Below are 18731 nucleotides of genomic sequence, written 5' to 3'. Positions count from 1 at the left end.
CCGAAGCTATTATGCGGTATTAGCCATCGTTTCCAATGGTTATCCCCCACATCAGGGCAATTTCCCAGGCATTACTCACCCGTCCGCCGCTCGACGCCCTTAACGTTCCCCGAAGGTTCAGTTAAGTCGTTTCCGCTCGACTTGCATGTGTTAGGCCTGCCGCCAGCGTTCAATCTGAGCCATGATCAAACTCTTCAATTTAAGATTTTGTCGGCTCAATGAATACTGATAAGTTCCTAGTGACTAGAAGCTAGTTCCTAGAAAACTTGAATTGACTGTGCTCGAATGCCCATCCTTTAAAAAGGAAAGTCATTCAAATGGTCACTCAGTTCATTGAAACCTAATTTGAAACCGCTCTTTATTAAGAGAAATTTCTAATTGGATTATCATCAACGAGTGCCCACACAGATTGATAGGTTTATATTGTTAAAGAGCGTTCTTGGCTGTGACTCAGGTCACTCACAAGAGGCGGCCATTCTAGCGACTTAATTTTCAGTGTCAAACACTTTTTTAAGTTTTTATTTCAACGTTACCGCTGAGCTAGTTGACCTTGTCGATAACGCTGAACCCTTATGAGCTCTGCCCTGTCGACGAGGTGGCATTATAGAGATCGAAATCACATTGGCAAGTGATATTTTCATAAAAATGTAAAAATAGAGCCTAAATGAGCAATTAGCGCTCAAGCCCCTATTTATCCAACTTTACCCAACTATTTACCACATAATAACCACAGAGTTATCCACAGCGACTGATTCCAAGCGATAAAAAAGGCCGCATACGCGACCTTTTTTGAGGTTCATTGACGCAATTACCGCATCAAATACCCGAGCCATCGAGTTCGTTGTCTTCTTCATGCAGACCACACTCTCTCTTTAAGCCGAAGAAACGTGTTTCTTCTTCTGCCATTCCAGGCTCCCACTTCTTAGTGGTATGCGTATCGCCGACAGAGAGATACCCTTCATCCCAAAGTGGGTGGTAAGAGAGTCCGTGCTCTTCTAGGTAATAGTGGATGTCCTTATTACTCCAATCAATCACTGGTAGAAACTTGAACACGCCATTTTGAATCGACAAAATGGGTAGTCCAGCTCGCGACTTAGATTGCTCGCGGCGTAAACCGGAGAACCAAGTGCTAACATTAAGCTCCTCTAGCGCGCGGCGCATGGGTTCCACTTTGTTTATCTTGTTGTACTTCTCGATACCCTCTATACCTTGCTCCCAAAGTTTGCCGTAGCGCGCCTCTTGCCATTGCGGGCTCTCTTTAGCGCGATACACTTTTAGGTTGAGGTTCAATTTCTCTGTCAATTGATCGATGAAACGGTACGTTTGCGGGAACAAGTAACCTGTGTCGGTCAAAATGACTGGCACGTCCGGTTTCTGCTCAGTGACGAGATGAAGCATCACCGCCGCTTGGATACCGAAACTCGACGAGACCGCGAATTCACCATCGAGGTTTTCAAGCGCCCATTTTACTCGCTGCTGTGCTGACAGTTGCTCAAGCTCGACATTGATCTGGGCAAGATGAAGACTTTGCTCGGTCTTGGTCAGTTTAAGCAGTTCTGCCAGCTCCGGCTTTGAAGCTACAGAATCAAGCATAAAAATCTCTCTTAGATACCAATACTTCTTGGATGATGCCAACACGAATCACGAAGTCACCGAAACACTCACCTTGCTCACGCTCAGTAGCCCAGCGACCGACCAGTTGATCTATCTCTTCGAGTATCTGACTATCTGTAATGTTCTCTTTGTACATTTTCGGCACGCGTGTTCCAGCGCGATTGCCCCCTAGGTGCAGGTTGTATCGACCTGGCGCCTTACCCACTAGACCAATTTCAGCCAGCATCGCGCGGCCACATCCATTAGGACAACCCGTCACACGCAGAATGATGTTGTCTTCTTTTGGTAGATTGTGTTTCGCTAAAATGCCTTCTACGTCGGTCACGAACTGCGGCAAGAAACGTTCCGCTTCCGCCATGGCGAGCGGACAAGTTGGGAAGGCCACACACGCCATCGAGTTTTTACGTTGCTCGCTGACTGCGTCGTCCATCAAACCGTGTTCGCGCGCAATTTTCTCGATCTTCGCTTTGTTGCTTTTCGACACACCCGCCACAATCAAGTTTTGGTTGGCCGTCATGCGAAAATCGCCTTTATGGATTTTGGCAATTTCAGCCACACCGGTTTTAAGGGGCTTGCCTGGGTAATCCAATAGTCGACCGTTTTCGATAAACAAGGCGAGATGATGTTTACCATCAATGCCCTCTACCCAACCGATACGATCGCCACGTTCTGTGAATTCGTATGGACGGCTAGCTTGGAACTGAACACCGGCACGTTTTTCCACTTCCGCTTTAAACACATCGATACCGACGCGATCAAGCGTGTATTTGGTTTTGGCGTTCTTACGGTTTGAACGGTTACCCCAGTCACGTTGCGTAGTCACAACCGCGGCTGCCACATCCAACGTTTTTTCAAGTGGGATAAAACCAAAGTCATCCGCTCGACGTGGATAGGTCGACGTATCACCGTGAGTCATCGCAAGACCACCACCGACTAAAACGTTGAAACCCACCAGCTTGCCGTTATCGGCTATCGCGACAAAGTTCAAATCGTTCGCATGCACATCCACATCATTTTGCGGCGGAATCACCACGGTGGTTTTGAACTTACGCGGTAGGTAGTTACTACCAAGGATCGGCTCTTCGTCTGTGGTCTCAACCTTCTCACCGTCTAACCAGATCTCTGCGTACGCGCGCGTCTTAGGCAGCAGGTGCTCACTGATCTTTTTCGCCCACTCGTACGCCTCTTGGTGTAACTCAGATTCCACCGGGTTAGTGGTACACAGTACGTTTCTGTTCACGTCACCTGCGGTAGCGATAGAGTCAATCCCAATACTGTTGAGCGTTTGGTGCATCAATTTGATGTTTGGCTTCAATACGCCGTGGAACTGGAACGTTTGTCGAGTCGTTAAACGGATACTGCCGTACAGAGAGTGCTCTGTAGCAAACTTGTCAATCGCCAACCATTGCTTCGGCGTGATAATGCCGCCCGGCATGCGCGCACGAAGCATCACATTGTGTAGAGGCTCCAGCTTTTGTTTCGCACGTTCGTTGCGAATATCACGGTCATCTTGCTGATACATACCGTGGAAACGGATCAGCTGGAAGTTATCCGCCGTAAATCCACCGGTGATGCGATCTTGCAGATCCGCTTCGATCGTCCCACGTAGGAAGTGACTTTCTCTTTTAAGACGTTCGTTTTCGGAAAGCGGCCCTAACTCTTCGCCCAGTACCACCTGCTTGTTATTTTCAGTAGAAAAAGTCATTAGTACACATCCCTTTGATAACGTTTTGCTTTGCGTAACTCATTGATAAATTCTTCTGCGTCATCACGCGATAGATTGCCTTGCTGCTCAGCGACGATGATCAGCGCGTCATGAACGTCTTTTGCCATACGAGTGGCATCACCACAGACATACAGATACGCGCCATCTTGAATCCACTGCCACACTTGTGCCGCGTTCTCTAAAATGCGGTGCTGAACATACACTTTCTCGGCTTGATCGCGGCTAAAGGCCACATCCAAACGGCTGAGTACCCCTGATTTTAGGTATTTCTGCCACTCCACTTGGTAGAGGAAGTCCTGAGTAAAGGTACGATCGCCAAAGAACAACCAGTTCTTTCCAGACGCATCACGGTTCTCTCGCTCCTGGATAAAACTGCGGAATGGGGCAATCCCAGTGCCAGGGCCAATCATGATAATCGGCGTGCTGTCATCTTGAGGTAATTTGAAGTTGTTGTTGTTTTCAACAAACACTTTGACCGCACCGCCCTCTTCGAGGCGCTGAGCCAAGAAGCCTGAGGCACCACCAAAGCGAGACTCGTCACCTTGCTGGTATTCCACCAGCCCAACAGTCAAATGCACTTCTTCATCCACTTCGGCTTGGCTTGAGGCAATCGAGTAGAGTCTTGGCGTCAAGCGGCGCAACAAACCAATCAGTGCGTCTGCCGATAGGGTGGTTTTCTTCTCCGCTAACACGTCAACAATTTGCGTGTTGGCGGCGTACTCACGAAGCTTGTCTTTGTCTTCGACCAATTTTTGCTGTTTCTTGCTGCCTGACAGCTCAGCAAATTTTGTGACAAACTGAGGATTAGAAGCGGTGATTTCGAATTTAGTGACCAACGCGCTGTGAATCGACAAGCTCTCGCCATCCACTTCAACGCTTTCCACACCTGACAGACCCACCTTAGCTAGGATCGCATTGGCGAGTTCAGAGCTGTTCTCAAACCATACGCCCAAGGCGTCGCCTGGCTGATAAGTCAAACCTGAGCCTTCAAGATCAATTTCAATGTGACGCACGTCTTTTCCAGAATCACGCCCGGTGATCTTCTGGCTAGTCAGCAAAGTCGCGGTGTATGGGTTTTGCTTGTTGTAGGACGACACGACCGCCGATTGACCTACTGGCAACTGAACGACTGCAGCTTCTACGCCACCAGCCAACTCTTCTTTAACGATAGAGAGCGCTTTTTCACGCCACTCACTGGCTGGCGCTTCATAATCGACGTCACAGTCAACACGCTCAATAAAGGCCGTCGCGCCCAACTTGGAGAGATAAGCATCGAAGTCTTTACCGGTTTGGCAGAAAAACTCATAGCTTGAGTCACCGAGCGCAATCACACCATATTTGAGGTTCGGCAGTTTCGGCGCTTTCTTCGACTGCAAGAATTCATGCAGTTCAATGGCGTTGTCTGGGGCTTCACCTTCACCATTGGTTGACGCCACGATAATCACGTGGGTCTCTTTGGCTAAGCTTTTGCCTTTGTAATCACTGGCATCAAAGAGCGCCACATCAATGCCCTGCGCTTTTGCGTCATGCTCGAGCGCTTCAGCCACGCCTTTCGCATTGCCAGTTTGCGAGGCGAAAATGATCGTTAATTTACCTGCAGGCTTGGCTGCCACCGCAACCGCCGCTTGACTGATGGGTGCAGACGCTGCTGCGGTTTGAGGCTGTTGTGCTAGGCCCCAAAAGTAGCCGCTGACCCATGCCAGCTGCTGAGTAGATAAACCAGCAACAGTTTGTTGCAAAGACCCTAGCTGCTGATCATTCAGCGGCGCAGCCAAAGCCGGTAATTCTTGTGATGCGTTTCCTTCAGAGGAGACGTTGTTTTTTAATGACATGGTCACGACATCCCTATTCATTGCGTGACGATAGATTAACCACTCTCCTTAATAACAAGAAAGAATAGAAGTGAATGTTTTATAACTTTTGGAATTAAAGGAAACGTGCAGCGCCTGAACGCCGTCAGCCAGTCGCGCGCCTTTACGCAGTACAAGCAGGGGAGGTAATAATGAGAGGTGATAGACAAGGCGTCTTTTTCTGTGAGTGGTGGGGACTATTTGGCTTCGACCCGTACGTGCTTAAAGCCCACCGCCATTGCCGACTTGGAGGCTAGATCAAGGTCTAGGTACTGACACTCCTCACCTTGAGCATCGGTCAATAACACGAAACCACCTCTAGCGTGGCGAAATTCCACCACCCAACTGCCCTCTTGGACAGACGGTTCAATAATGGCTTCCACCAGTTGATTGTCTCGATATAGGCTTCTTAGTTCATTAATCGTCATGAGATTCCCTTCTCTGGCTAGAAACAAGCGCCATCTATAAGCATGGAAGAAACTGACGATATCGCGACATTTTTTCGTGCATTTATAATGAATAGATATAAAAAAACAGTTCGATAGATACAAAAAAGCGCCACATCAATCGCAGCGCTCTTTTTCTAGTTATAATGAAAGGCATGAGGCAGTCATACATCATGCTATCGAGAAGACGCATACATATTCTTCACTGGGAAGAATCGCTGACTTAGAAGCTCCACTCCGCGCCAACAAAAAAGCCATTGGCGAAGATAAACGATTTACCGAGGTCCTCGGATTTCGCATCGAACTTGCCCGACTCCAAATCAATCACGCGATAGCCACCTCGGAAAGCCAACGTCGTCTCTTTCAGTGGCAGGCGGTACTGAACGCCCGCCATCAAATCGGTACTTTTGATGTCGTTGTTGTTGCCAAAGTTCATCTCACCGATGATATCAAACTGCGTATTGGGCACCGTAAGCTCTGCATAGCCGTACCACGCCCAGATAAATCCATCGAAATCGACTGGATTGTTGATGTCTTCGGCATTGACGTACTTGGTCTCGGATAAATCCGTCAGGGTCACCCCTGCATCGAAATGCATTAAATCATGCTCAAGCAAGCGGTAGTAGAGCGTCAGGTCGAGCTTATCAAACGCCATGTAGTCAGCATCAACACTGGAGTAACGCAAACGGGCATCGGGAAGGTATGGCGTGTCATGCTCAATCGCCAAATAGCCGCTGGGTGTGGTGTCGCTATCGCGGTTTACTTCATTGACCTTGGTTTTCGGCCACCACATCTCTGCACCGACTTTCGCCGTGTACGAGGACTCCGCCATCGCCCATCCCGAAACCATCGAGGCGATAGTGAAAATTGCAGCCGATTTGATACCCATTGATTAAACTCTCCACACTGTTGCTATGCATCATAGATGACGTAGCGAAAATAGTACCACATTCACCGAGCTTGCCCGCAACAATTTAGCCTAAACAGCGCTAGGATCTTGGCTGCGCGACCACGCTTTTAAAAAACCATACCGCTATCGCGATAACCACTAACCAAGGGATTAATTTAATCACCGCCGACATCATCCCGAGCAGCAACATCACCACCATAGCAAAGCCAATGGCGGCCAATACGGTCAGGAAGGTCACGCCTGTGACCAGCAACGTCGCCGCGAAGATCAAAGCAAAAATCAATTCAAACATAGTGCTCTCCTTTTTGCTCAATCAATACAGATAGTGTGCCAAGATTAAAAATCAAGATAAGATTATGTTTTATATAGACAAACAAAAAGAGGCAGGGTCTAACCCTACCTCTTCATATTCATCTATTGGTAAATTTAACCACTCGTTTGGCGATTTTTACACATCCAACTCTTGAGGGATTTTCGCCAGCGCCGCTTGTACCACTTCAATTCCGGAACCCGGTTTATGGGCGTTCTCACTGATGTAACGACGCCATTGACGCGCGCCTGGCATGTTTTGGAACAAGCCCAACATATGACGAGTGATGTGGCCTAAGTAGGCTCCCTTCGCCAACTGCTGCTCAATGTATGGGTACATCTCTTCGACTACTTGGCGACGCTTCTTCACTGGTGTGTCGAGACCGAAAATCGTCTGATCAACGTGGGCCAATAGGTACGGGTTTTGGTAAGCCTCTCGCCCAACCATGACGCCATCAAGGTGCGCTAAATGCTCTAACGACTCATCCAAGGTTTTAATGCCGCCATTGACGCCAATGTTCAAGTGGGCAAAGTCTTGTTTGATTTGATACGCGCGCGGGTAATCCAGCGGCGGGATCTCCCGGTTCTCTTTCGGGCTCAAACCGCTTAACCACGCTTTACGAGCGTGAATCGTAAACTGCTCACAGCCACCTTTTTCAGACACAATGCGCACGAAATCAGTCAGAAACTCATACGAGTCTTGATCGTCAATGCCAATGCGCGTCTTAACGGTCACAGGTATATCAACCACATCGCGCATGGCGGCAATACACTCCGCCACCAGCATAGGTTCCGCCATCAAACAGGCGCCAAAACGGCCATTTTGTACTCTGTCCGACGGGCAACCGACATTGAGGTTAATTTCGTCATAGCCACGCTCAGCCGCCAACTTCGCACACGTCGCTAAATCTTTCGGGTTGGAGCCACCAAGTTGCAGCGCCACTGGGTGCTCCTCCTCGTTATACGCCAAGAAGTCACCTTTACCATGAATGATCGCGCCGGTTGTCACCATCTCTGTGTAGAGCAAGGTCTCTTTAGTGAGGAGCCGATGGAAGTATCGACAATGACGATCTGTCCAATCGAGCATGGGTGCAATAGAGAATCGAGAGCTTGGAAAAACCCCGTTGTGAGTCGGTTTTTTCTCTTCGTTAGTGTCTAACATTGAACTCGCCTTTGTTTGCATCTTCTCACCCTATCAGCGCCCAACTCGCTGCCTCAAAGCTGCTTTGGGGCGCTATTGTGCCAAAAGCAGTCAGTGCTCGAATCGTGGTTTCATTAAAAAGAGCGCAGATTCTACATCAAGTTATCGCTGTGCCCAAGCATGGCGAGACACCACACAGACCTTAGAAATCTAAATCGTTGATCTTGCGATATTGAACCTGTGTTTTCACACCATGCCAAGCAGTGGGGCATTTAACTCTCCCCACTCTACTGGGTCACTATGACGCTCGAGCGATTTCAAAACGGCCTGTCAGTTGATCGAGACGCTTCAGTGCATTTTGCATTAAGGCTGTTCGACGCGCGAGCTGTTGAGAAGAGATAATCAATTGTTCGGAGGTCACTTGAGCTTGATCGACCGTTTTACTGTGTTGAACACTGTTTTCAGCAATACCGTTAATAATGCGAAACAGTTCGGTAACTCGGTTCTGGAGAACCTCATTGCCATCCGTTCCATTGACCATGATGGCGTTGCTTTCGACGTTATCAATACCTTGCTGCATAAAGCTAACGGCTGTCTTTGATTGTGAACGAAGCTTTTGCAGCATGGTGCCGATATTGTTCGCTGCTTGAGAGGTTTTGTCTGCTAACGTACGAACTTCATCTGCAACCACGGCAAACCCACGTCCGTGCTCACCGGCTCTCGCGGCTTCAATCGCCGCATTTAATGCCAGCAAATTCGTCTGTGCCGTGATTTCAGAGATGATGTCGACAATGTCGGTGATCTTTTCCATTTCAGCGTTCACATCATTGACACTCTGAGCTGACGCTTCAACGATTTCTTTGATACCGTTGGCGGACTCAACCGCACGTTGATACTCCAGCGCCGCATGTTCAATTGTGCTTTGCATCGCTTTATCCATTTCTGTTGCAGAAAGGTTCGCACACTCGATGTCAGTTTGCTGGCCTTTACTAAGCACTATCATATCTTCAATGGAAGCACAGGTGTCTTGGCTAGCGGTGGTGAGCACTTGGCTGCGACGCAACAAAGAGGCGGACACTTGATTTACCTCTTTGCTTGCAAAGACCAACTCCGTGACCACGCCCTCTAAGTTATCGATAAAGCTATTGGTCCAGCGGCCAAGCCCGCCAATTTCATCTGGCTTCAAATGCTCCGTTTCAAGGCGCTGAGTCAAATTGCCATCCCCCTCTGCAAGGGTACGAATCACATTCGTCATTTCCTCAACACGTCGAGACAGTGGGCGTGCACAGAGAGCGTGAAAAGAAAACGTCACCGCCATACAAACCAGTGCCGTCAACAGCCAGACAAACACTTGCGAAAGTTGAAAGTAGTGCGCAGCGAAAGACGGAAGCAATACAGAGGCCAAAACCCCGAACGCAAAATGTCGAGTTTGAGTTAAAGACAAACTTCGGTGTCGATAGACTTCTTCTAAATCCGACTCACACATCATCCCCCAACGGTCCGGTGAACCGGGCAACTGAAACGTAACCCCTTTACCAATAACGGGAATGTGACGGTAGTCAGAGTAGCCTGGGTATTCAATATAGAGATTTTGCCCGTGACGAATGGTTTCTCTGACGCCAGGGTGTAACTCTTTCGTTGCCGGGTCTGTGAACAGAATTTCAAACTCAGTGTGATGACGAACTTTCACCACACCGAACTCAGTGGTGATCCCCTGTTTTAAATTCTCTCCATGAGAAAAGGTATTGTCTTCGAAACGTGAGCGCGATAATGCCGTTCCCGGCAGAATACTTGGATCATGCTTGGCTTCAACCATAAACAGGTAGTTGTCACCAGATTCACTGTAGATGTGCCCCGCTTCGCGTTGAATAATGTCGCCAATCACATCGTTGGGAATTCGACCGCAAAGGCATGCTTGCTCCTCACCAGGCTTACCCAACGGTTGATAGAACATCAATGTCACCGCATCATGAAATGTGGAACTTGAAGGGCCAATAGCCAGTGTGCGCTCATCCACATAAGGGCCTAGCAAGTATGGTGCCTTTAGACCCGATGCCAGCGCCACATCATCGACGATATGACTGCCGATATGATTCTTATGACTGGAGTGAGTGGTCATGCCCTGACTATCGACAATAAACAACTCTGAGAAGTCTTTTCCCCTCTGAGTCAGTCCCTCTAATGTCGTATTACGCTCATTGATAGGTTTACTCGAAAGGTAGAGCGCGGCATTGGTCAAAAAGGCCCATTGATTGTTCGCCCAATCCTGAAGCAAGTTCACTCGTGTGTGTGCGATATTCTCAAACGTTTGTTCGAGCTCATTTTTTCTATGGCGATTTAAATAGCACGCCTTTTTCATGGCAAGCTTCCCTGTGCTACCAAGCCACGGTAGCCAACGTTGTTCACTCTGAGTTAGGTTCATCCTTGTCCCTTATTATTATCTTATCGTATACAATCAAAACGGCTTCGAGTGATGCAAGTTTCACACCCGCCTCAACAAAGAAACAACCATTTGATTTTAAATAACAAAAAATAAGACCTCACCAAAAAAGCACAACAACTTGCACTAAAACCAAGCACTTAAAAAAACAAAGCACTTACTTGGTGCAAATGACATTAACTCGGATGAACAAGGTAAAAGTAGAGAAGAAGTAATCGTAGCGAGGTGAAGGAGTGAACGCGCTGATGGCGATTCGTCCCGTGAAGGATACAGTAGCTCAACCTCTCACGTCTTGAGCAGAGCGCTACGATGAAGAGGTTGGAAGCAATTTGACGTTGACGCGCCGATTATTGATTGGCGTTAAGAAAGCGCTCGGCGCTGGCGAACAGTGCGTCACATTTCTTTTTCTGTTTGGCGTGTTCTGCGTCGCCTTCGCTCATGGCGTCCAAGAGCTCTTTCTGTTTGTTGTATTCACCCACCATGAGAGAAAACTTATCTTCAAAGTCACTCTTACGCATTTTCTTGCCTGATTTTCTTGCAGGTCTTGCTGGTTTTCTCATTGTTTTCTCTCCAATTTAGAGTTCAATTCGTTCTTTCTGATCACGTTCTAAAAGAATGTCTTCAATTCTCTTGCGAATTTGATGGATGTTTTGGGGCTGGTCTTCTTGTTTCGTTGAAGCCTCTTCTGCAGGCTTACGAGGTTTTGCGTTCTTCTTCAATGCTTAATCCTTATCCGATTCGATATGGAAAGAGCCTAAAACCACACCGTCAGAATTTTGAAATTGACCAGACTCACTCACTTCACAAAATGAAAAATGTAAATCTAAATCGTCGGTGTTTAACTGAGGCAGCACGTGCCGCTTGAGAACGTCGCTATTGAGCTGGTGAAGGGAGGCAGACCAAGATGTCGACCTAGAGTAAAGGTGATAGTGTATTTTGAACAATGGCACTTTGCCCTTTAGGTAATTTTTGTTCGCGAAGAACATAATACCAATATGTTTTTCGGTTAGATTTTCTAGTCATTGAACTCCTTGATAAGCAATGAAAACAAAAAGACCTCGCCATCTGAATGAGACAGCGAGATCTCTTAAGTACAATTACAGTACAGTTACGTCAGCAGCTTGTGGGCCTTTGCCACCTTGCTCAACGTTGAACGCCACTTTTTGGCCTTCTGCGAGAGTTTTAAAACCATCGCTAACAATAGAACGGAAGTGAACGAAAAGATCCGCGCCACCGTTGTCTGGAGTGATGAAGCCAAAACCTTTAGTTTCGTTAAACCATTTTACTGAACCAGTTGTCTTATTAGACATAAATACCTCGATACATTGATACATTAATGAAGAAAATAGAAGCTACTAAGGAAAGCATGTAGAAAAAGGTATCGCAGGATAAGTATGACGACTGAATCGAAATGAAACTGTGAAGATCTTGAACTAGATATTACATTAATAGCCCGCTTTTTGAGCTGACGACACTATACACCTTGTAAAAATAATAGATAGTGATTTCTCACATTTTTATTTTCAACTCGCTTTTTCGTCAGCCCGCCCTGTCTTGGCGCAGCTCTGTGCTGGCTCGAACACAATTTCGCCCTGCCGCTTTTGCCTCGTACAAGGCTTGGTCAGCGCGTTTAAGTAAACTTTCAGGTGTGAGATCGAAAGCGCTAGGTGCCACCGCCCCTATACTGACGGTGATCGACATCCGAGTGCCATCATACTCATACGGGTATTGTGCGAGCGTGGCTCGAAGCGACTCAAACACCGACATCGCAGATTCCAGTTCTGACTGACGAACAATAAGCGCAAACTCTTCACCGCCAATGCGCGAGACATGCCCTAACCCTTTCATTTGCTGCATGGTGAGCGTAACCACTTGCTTTAAGACCTGATCCCCCGCTAAATGGCCATAGCGATCATTGAGCGGTTTAAAATGGTCAATATCCATCAAGCCAAGTACAAAGCCTTGGTGTTGCTCATGAAAATCCGACAAGGTTTGTTGAATCTTGGCTGAAAATACCCGGCGATTGGCAGCGCCAGTGAGCTCATCCGTCGTGGCCAGTTGGTTTAGCGCCATCACTTGCTGATGCAGTTGGATATTGAAGCTGACCCAATTGGCAATACATTGCAAAGTAATAGCTTGCTCTTCAGTAAAGTAGTGACTTTGATCGTGGCCAATATTAAGAGTACCCAAACATTGGTCACCACACACGAGAGGGGCATCCATACAGGTCTTTAGCCCAGAATCCCGCAGCATGACGCAATCTAACTCCTCAGAGGTGGCAAGATCGTCACAAATGAGCAGTGTACGAGTTGAGAAGGCTCGGCCGACGAGCGTTTGCGCAATAGGGAGATGGGAATCGAGTGGAATGGCTTTATTGCCACTGATCGAGTAGACCTTGAGCGTATCTCCGCCTTCCTTAAGCGTAATGCTGGCTCTTTGGGAGGCAAACATCTGCGACATCCATTGGGAGACGGTATCGAGCACCGCTTGCAGTGAGGTTGACACCGACAACGCCTGTATAAAGGCCGCAGGCAGTGTCACATGATGGCCTCGTTCTAATTCGGCAAGCTTCGAAAGACCATAGGCTCTTTCTGACCGCATAGCTCCCCCTAATGGTGCATTGTCGTTATTATAATTTTTGATGATTGACCCATTAAACATTAACCCTATTTCTGACAGATGCAAGCAACAAACACAAAGGGCACGCGTTATTGGTATCGTTTTCCCTGTAGATAAGGTAACTTATGCGCAAGTGTCAAAATGATGCTCTGTGTCCGGTGAGGGTAAATAACGCACTGACACACTTATCAGAAAATGCCTTACGCGCGACGCTAAAGTTGCGGAAATGGTATATTATTAAACATGTCCAATGGTTATGGTGAGAAATTTGGACCCACAGCTAGTCACACAAATTGAAGAAATCTGTGTCGCGAGAGGCGTACGGCTGACCCCTCAAAGAAAACGAGTCTTTGAGTTGATTTGTGCCAGCCCGAAAGCGTCCAGCGCGTATGAACTTTTAGAGGAGCTGAAACTCAGTGAACCGCAGGCTAAGCCGCCAACCGTTTATCGAGCACTCGATTTTCTGTTAGAGCAAGGTTTCATTCACCGAGTCGAGTCGACCAACAGTTTCATACAGTGCTGCTCTTGTAACGCACACAAGCACTTTTCTCATCTACTGATCTGTGACAAGTGTGGAAATGTCATTGAATTACAAGATGATAGTTTGATAGCCTTACTGGCAGACAACGCGGAAAGGCACGGTTTCAGACTCACAAACCACGTGATTGAATCACATGGGACTTGTCAGTCGTGCAGCGCTGACAAAGTGCAATAAGTCTCACAGTAAAATAAGTTTCACAGTCCATTAATGAATAGAAGAAGATTATGCGCGCTGAATTTGTAAACCCGTTTTTAGCTTCACTGATGAATGTGTTGAAGACCATGGCATCACTGGAGCTAAAACCGCAAAAACCTCGTGTAAAAAAGGATGAGATCGCTCGCGGTGATATTTCCGGTTTGATTGGTATGGTTGGCCAGCAAACGCGTGGTTCGATGTCTATTACCTTTGATGAAAACTTGGCGCTGGAAATCATGCAAAACATGTTGGGTGAACGCCCGAATGGTTTGAATGATGAAGTCACCGATATGGTGGGCGAAATCACCAACATGGTCACTGGCGGTGCAAAACGCATCTTGGCAGAAAGCGGCTTTGATTTTGATATGGCGACGCCTGTCGTGGTGTCAGGGAAAGGCCACACGATTCGCCACAAGTGCGAAGGCTCGATCATCATCATGCCGTTCACCTCGCAATGGGGCAACGCCTTTATCGAAATCTGTTTCGAATAAGCACAGCGCATCCCTCACGGCGTATCACAATGGCGCACATGAATGGCACACACGCGTGTTAAGCCTTGATGCTAAAACACGGGTGATAAAAAAGCTTCCGACATGGAAGCTTTTTTGGTTAAGCGATGATCTGCCGCTCTTTTAATGTCTCAAGACACATTGCCACCAGCTCATCGATGCTCTTTTCACCCGCAGGTAAATCGATTTCTGGGTTAAGCGGTGCTTGATACTCAGAATCAATACCGGTGAAGTTTGGGATCTCCCCTGCTCTTGCCTTTTTGTACAGCCCTTTTGGATCGCGCTGCTCACAGACATCGAGCGATGCGTTGACAAACACTTCCAAAAACTCGCCCTCAGGCAGCAGTTCACGCACCAGCTGACGCTCGGTTCGATGCGGTGAGATAAACGCAGACAGGACAATCAAACCGGCATCGGCCATCAATTTCGCCAGCTCACCGATGCGGCGAATATTCTCGCGTCGGTCTTGCTCTGAAAATCCTAAATCACTGCACAGGCCATGACGAACATTGTCGCCATCAAGCAAATAGGTGTGGTAACCCAGCTGCGCCAACTTGGTTTCAAGCGCGCCAGCCACGGTCGACTTTCCCGCTCCAGATAGCCCGGTAAACCAGAGTACCGCAGGGCGCTGATTTTTAAGTTTGGCACGCTGCGCTTTATCAACGGCGTGTGAGTGCCAAACGATGTTTTCGTCTTTTTCGCGGGTTTGTGTGGTCATAGTCAGTCCTTGTCAATCATTCCACTCTGCGAGCGAGGCAAAGCGGAGAAATAGCTGCATCAGAAGGGAAAAAAGATCGGGATAAGCCCAAGCACCAGTATCGAATAGACGATAGAGAGTGGAATTCCTACTTTGACATAATCCAGTAATGTGTAGTTGCCAACGCTATACACCAATAGATTGGTTTGATAGCCATACGGCGAAATAAAGCTCGCACTCGCGCCAAACAGCACGGCCATGATAAACGGCATCGGCTCTACCCCGTAGCCCAGCGCCATACTGTAGCCAATCGGGAACGCCAAGGCCGCGGCGGCATTGTTGGTCACCAGCTCTGTCAAAATCAGGGTTAAGAAGTAGGTCGCCACCAGTGCGCCAAAGACGCCCCAACCGTTAAATGCCTCGATAAACATCTGTCCTAAGTTTTCCGACAGGCCAGTAGAGAGCATCAGCTGGGCAATCGACAGCGCCGAGCCGACAATGACGACGATATCGATAGGAAAACGGCGTCGCAGTTCGTTGATATGTACAATGCCCGTCATCAAAGTCGCCAGCAAAAATACGGACAGCCCCTTAATGAGCGGCAGGACCTCCATCAGGGCGAGCCCAATCACCAGAGCAAAGCCCAGCAGCACCAAGGCGGATTTGTTGCCATCGAGGCGAGCACTCGAATCGAGATCATTCATCACCACAAACTCTTTGCGGTGAGCTTGCCTTTCTTGCTCAAAACGTTTCCCAGGCACCAATACTAAGGTATCACCCGCATTCAGCACTATGTTACCCAAGCCACCTTCCAAACGCTCATGGCCACGACGAATCGCCACCACCACCGCATCAAAGCGATCGCGGAAGTGACTCGATTTTAACGTCTTGTTGCAAAAGCTCGCCGAAGAGCTCACCACCACTTCCACGTAGTTTTGCCCGTTGATGTGGTGCTGACCAAACAGCGTTAAGCCTTGGATCTCTTGCAAGGTCGCGACGCTTTCTATATCGCCACAAAAGAGCAAGCGGTCTCTGGCCTGCAAGACAAAATCAGGGTCCACCGATGGCATGGTTTGCCCATCACGGATCACTTCGGCCAAAAAGAGTTTACGCAGCGCACGCAAATTGTTCTCACTGATACTGCGCCCAACCAGCGGCGAGCCAGGCTCAACCCGCGCTTCTAAAAAGTACGGTAAGTCGTCTTGGCTGTGATCATCATAGTTTGGCAACAGATAACTCAGAGGGATCAAGATAAGCAGCCCGCCAACCAAGACTGATAAACCAATCAAAGTCGGGGTAAAAAAGCCCAAACTTGGCAATCCAGCGTTTTCAACAAAGCTGCTGATGATCAAATTGGTCGAGGTACCAATAAGGGTTAACGTACCGCCTAAGATGGCGGTATACGAGAGAGGGATCAATAACTTCGACGGGGCGTGTTGCTGGTTGCGCTTAATGGCGCCAATCAGCGATACCACCACCGCCGTATTATTAGTAAACGAAGAGAGCAGCGCCGTGGAGATACCCAACTTCGCCACGACGGTGCCTAATTTGCCCGTCGACAAAGAGCGGCTCACCCAGCTGATCAGACGCGTTTTTTCTAGCGCGCACGATGCCAAGATGAGCAGCACCAGCGTCACCAATGAGGCATTGGTGAAGTTAGAGGCGATCTCACTGACGTCAATCAAGCCGGCAATGAAGGCAATAAACGCTGCGCTGGCAAACAGATAGCTCGGTTTAACTCGTGTGCTGACTAAACAGGTCACAACCCCGACCAACAACGCCAGCACCACTCCTTGCTGCCACATTTCGCCTCTCCCTACTCGCTTACCTTGGCTTACTTCTGGCCAAGCAGTTGGCTGAGATCAGCCGCACCCCAATGAGGGAAGTGCTTACGAATCAGTGCATTGAGCTCAACTTCAAACTCAGAGAACTGACCTTCACCACGCGCAACCTGCGACAAGCTTTCGCGAATCAATCCCGCGCCGACTGTCACATTGGTTAAGCGATCAATCACGATAAAACCGCCGGTGTCTTGGCAAGCGAGGTATTTGTCCAGTGCGACCGACTCGTTCAAGGTCCATTCGCACAAACCGATCCCGTTTAACGGTAACTCGTCAGCACTGTGGCTCGAGAGGTTGTTGATATCGTACTGGTGACGAATCGTTTGCACCTGACCTACCGTTTTCTTACCCGCGATCTTGATGTCGTAATCACGTCCCGGTTTAAGCGGCTGCTCGGTCATCCATACCACATCGGCCAGCAGGTGGTTACTCGACTCCACAGAAGAGGACTCCAGTACGAGCAGATCGCCGCGGCTAATGTCGATTTCATCTTCCAGCGTCAACGTCACCGCAAGTCCGGCTTGCGCCTTCTCCAAATCGCCATCAAAGGTCACAATACGCGCCACCGTTGAGGTTTTGCCTGATGGCAACGCTTTAATTTTGTCACCTACGCTGACACTGCCAGAGGCAATCGTGCCGGCAAAGCCACGGAAATCGAGGTTCGGGCGGTTAACGTATTGCACAGGGAAGCGGAAATCGCCCACTTCTTTTTCGCTGTCTACATCGACAGACTCCAAAAGCTCAAGCAGTGATGGGCCTTTGAACCAGCTCATGTTGGCACTGGGCTCAACCACGTTATCGCCTTCGAGCGCTGACAGCGGGATGATCTGAATGTCCGTCTCACCTTGCAGGTTCTTGGAAAACTCAAGGTATTGCTCACGAATCTCTTCAAAGCGCTGCTGTGAGTAATCGACCAAGTCCATCTTGTTAACCGCCACCACAAAGTGCTTAAGACCAAGCAAATTAGAGATGAAGGAGTGACGACGCGTTTGATCCAAGACGCCCTTACGCGCATCGATCAAGATCACCGCCAGATCACAGGTTGACGCACCGGTCGCCATGTTACGCGTGTATTGCTCATGCCCCGGTGTATCCGCAATGATGAATTTGCGTTTTTGGGTAGAGAAATAACGGTAGGCCACATCAATGGTGATGCCCTGTTCACGTTCCGCTTGCAGACCATCGACCAACAGCGCCAAGTCTGGGCGCTCTCCGGTGGTGCCGACACGCTGAGAATCAGAGTGGACCGCCGCCAACTGATCTTCATAAATTTGTTTTGAGTCATGCAGCAAGCGACCGATCAAGGTACTCTTGCCGTCATCAACTGAGCCACACGTTAAGAATCTAAGTAGTGACTTGTATTGGTGCTGTTTTAGGTATCCCTCGATACCAAGCTCTGCGAGCTCCGCTACGACTGCGCTGTTCATTTTCTTTCCTTAGATCCTACTTAGAAGTAACCTTGACGTTTTTTGAGCTCCATCGATCCTGACTGATCGTGGTCGATCGCTCGACCTTGGCGCTCACTCGACGTCGCCACTAACATCTCTTCGATAATACCGGTCAACGTGTTGGCGGTGGACTCAATCGCCCCAGTCAGTGGGTAACAACCCAAGGTACGAAAACGCACGCTTTTCTCTTCCACCACTTCACCCGGTTGCAGCTTCATGCGCTCGTCATCGACCATGATCAACATGCCATCACGCTCAACAACAGGACGCGTATCCGCCAAGTACAAAGGCACAATCTCGATGTTCTCTAAGTAGATGTATTGCCAGATGTCGAGCTCAGTCCAGTTCGACAGTGGGAACACACGAATACTTTCGCCTTTGTTGATTTGACCGTTATAGGTGCGCCATAGCTCTGGACGCTGGTTTTTCGGGTCCCAGGTGTGGT

Annotated in this window: 18 protein-coding genes and 1 rRNA gene; 2 read left to right on the top strand and 17 right to left on the bottom strand. The window is 48.6% G+C overall.

What is annotated here, in order from left to right; all coding sequences use genetic code 11:
* The 13 genes from AC6R1O_RS02220 to AC6R1O_RS02160 all read right to left on the bottom strand — a co-directional run.
* Nucleotides 1–201, bottom strand: a 16S ribosomal RNA gene (locus tag AC6R1O_RS02220); the annotation flags it as partial.
* A 615-nt stretch (nucleotides 202–816) separates the two neighbouring features.
* Entirely contained in the window at nucleotides 817–1593 is a 777-nt protein-coding gene (locus tag AC6R1O_RS02215; protein WP_334554553.1) for a phosphoadenylyl-sulfate reductase, read from the bottom strand.
* On the bottom strand, nucleotides 1586–3319 hold the full coding sequence (gene cysI / locus AC6R1O_RS02210) for an assimilatory sulfite reductase (NADPH) hemoprotein subunit (protein WP_500656439.1): 1734 nt from the start codon (nucleotides 3317–3319) through the stop codon (nucleotides 1586–1588). The genes AC6R1O_RS02215 and cysI overlap by 8 nt, the downstream gene beginning before the upstream one ends.
* Nucleotides 3319–5172: an assimilatory sulfite reductase (NADPH) flavoprotein subunit gene (locus AC6R1O_RS02205; protein WP_500656438.1), complete on the bottom strand. Its 1854-nt coding sequence runs from the start codon at nucleotides 5170–5172 to the stop codon at nucleotides 3319–3321. Before AC6R1O_RS02205 ends, cysI begins: the two co-directional genes overlap by 1 nt.
* A gap of 215 nt (nucleotides 5173–5387) precedes the next feature.
* Nucleotides 5388–5618 (bottom strand): hypothetical protein, encoded by a 231-nt coding sequence (locus tag AC6R1O_RS02200; RefSeq protein ID WP_334554559.1) that lies wholly within the window; start codon nucleotides 5616–5618, stop codon nucleotides 5388–5390.
* Nucleotides 5619–5859: 241 nt separating this feature from the next.
* The gene (locus tag AC6R1O_RS02195) at nucleotides 5860–6525 is read right to left on the bottom strand and encodes a TIGR04219 family outer membrane beta-barrel protein (protein ID WP_500656437.1); all 666 of its coding nucleotides are present in this window, start codon (nucleotides 6523–6525) and stop codon (nucleotides 5860–5862) included.
* Between the two features lie 100 nt (nucleotides 6526–6625).
* A complete protein-coding gene (gene pspG / locus AC6R1O_RS02190; protein ID WP_334554563.1) occupies nucleotides 6626–6838 on the bottom strand; it encodes an envelope stress response protein PspG in 213 nt (70 codons plus the stop codon).
* A gap of 156 nt (nucleotides 6839–6994) precedes the next feature.
* The gene (gene dusA / locus AC6R1O_RS02185) at nucleotides 6995–8017 is read right to left on the bottom strand and encodes a tRNA dihydrouridine(20/20a) synthase DusA (RefSeq protein WP_500656436.1); all 1023 of its coding nucleotides are present in this window, start codon (nucleotides 8015–8017) and stop codon (nucleotides 6995–6997) included.
* 277 nt (nucleotides 8018–8294) lie between these two features.
* Nucleotides 8295–10418, bottom strand: coding sequence for a methyl-accepting chemotaxis protein (locus AC6R1O_RS02180; protein WP_500656435.1), 2124 nt, complete (start codon nucleotides 10416–10418; stop codon nucleotides 8295–8297).
* A gap of 365 nt (nucleotides 10419–10783) precedes the next feature.
* The gene (locus tag AC6R1O_RS02175; RefSeq protein WP_500627535.1) at nucleotides 10784–10996 is read right to left on the bottom strand and encodes a hypothetical protein; all 213 of its coding nucleotides are present in this window, start codon (nucleotides 10994–10996) and stop codon (nucleotides 10784–10786) included.
* A 15-nt stretch (nucleotides 10997–11011) separates the two neighbouring features.
* Nucleotides 11012–11155, bottom strand: a complete 144-nt coding sequence (locus tag AC6R1O_RS02170; protein WP_500627534.1) for a hypothetical protein — start codon at nucleotides 11153–11155, stop codon at nucleotides 11012–11014.
* Nucleotides 11156–11533: 378 nt separating this feature from the next.
* Nucleotides 11534–11746, bottom strand: coding sequence for a transcription antiterminator/RNA stability regulator CspE (gene cspE, locus AC6R1O_RS02165; RefSeq protein WP_500627533.1), 213 nt, complete (start codon nucleotides 11744–11746; stop codon nucleotides 11534–11536).
* 229 nt (nucleotides 11747–11975) lie between these two features.
* A complete protein-coding gene (locus tag AC6R1O_RS02160; RefSeq protein ID WP_500630332.1) occupies nucleotides 11976–13037 on the bottom strand; it encodes a sensor domain-containing diguanylate cyclase in 1062 nt (353 codons plus the stop codon).
* 274 nt (nucleotides 13038–13311) lie between these two features.
* Here AC6R1O_RS02160 and zur point away from each other — a divergent pair, with 274 nt between their 5' ends.
* Together zur and AC6R1O_RS02150 are read left to right on the top strand one after the other, a co-directional pair.
* Nucleotides 13312–13770: a zinc uptake transcriptional repressor Zur gene (gene zur, locus AC6R1O_RS02155; RefSeq protein WP_487903286.1), complete on the top strand. Its 459-nt coding sequence runs from the start codon at nucleotides 13312–13314 to the stop codon at nucleotides 13768–13770.
* A gap of 50 nt (nucleotides 13771–13820) precedes the next feature.
* Nucleotides 13821–14282, top strand: a complete 462-nt coding sequence (locus AC6R1O_RS02150) for a chemotaxis protein CheX (protein WP_500627531.1) — start codon at nucleotides 13821–13823, stop codon at nucleotides 14280–14282.
* Nucleotides 14283–14400: 118 nt separating this feature from the next.
* Here AC6R1O_RS02150 and cysC read toward each other — a convergent pair whose 3' ends face one another.
* The 4 genes from cysC to cysD form a co-directional block, all read right to left on the bottom strand.
* Entirely contained in the window at nucleotides 14401–15018 is a 618-nt protein-coding gene (cysC, locus tag AC6R1O_RS02145) for an adenylyl-sulfate kinase (RefSeq protein WP_487903287.1), read from the bottom strand.
* Between the two features lie 59 nt (nucleotides 15019–15077).
* Nucleotides 15078–16802 (bottom strand): SLC13 family permease, encoded by a 1725-nt coding sequence (locus AC6R1O_RS02140; protein WP_500656434.1) that lies wholly within the window; start codon nucleotides 16800–16802, stop codon nucleotides 15078–15080.
* A gap of 29 nt (nucleotides 16803–16831) precedes the next feature.
* Entirely contained in the window at nucleotides 16832–18265 is a 1434-nt protein-coding gene (cysN, locus tag AC6R1O_RS02135) for a sulfate adenylyltransferase subunit CysN (protein WP_500627529.1), read from the bottom strand.
* 20 nt (nucleotides 18266–18285) lie between these two features.
* On the bottom strand, nucleotides 18286–18731 hold a 446-nt coding region (gene cysD, locus AC6R1O_RS02130), incomplete at its 5' end, for a sulfate adenylyltransferase subunit CysD (protein WP_500656433.1).

The sequence above is a fragment of the Vibrio sp. R11-SG3-ISO3-SZ genome, from assembly GCF_059834345.1.
Note: the sequence above shows the minus strand (reverse complement) of the source record. Positions and strands in the feature narration are given on the sequence as shown.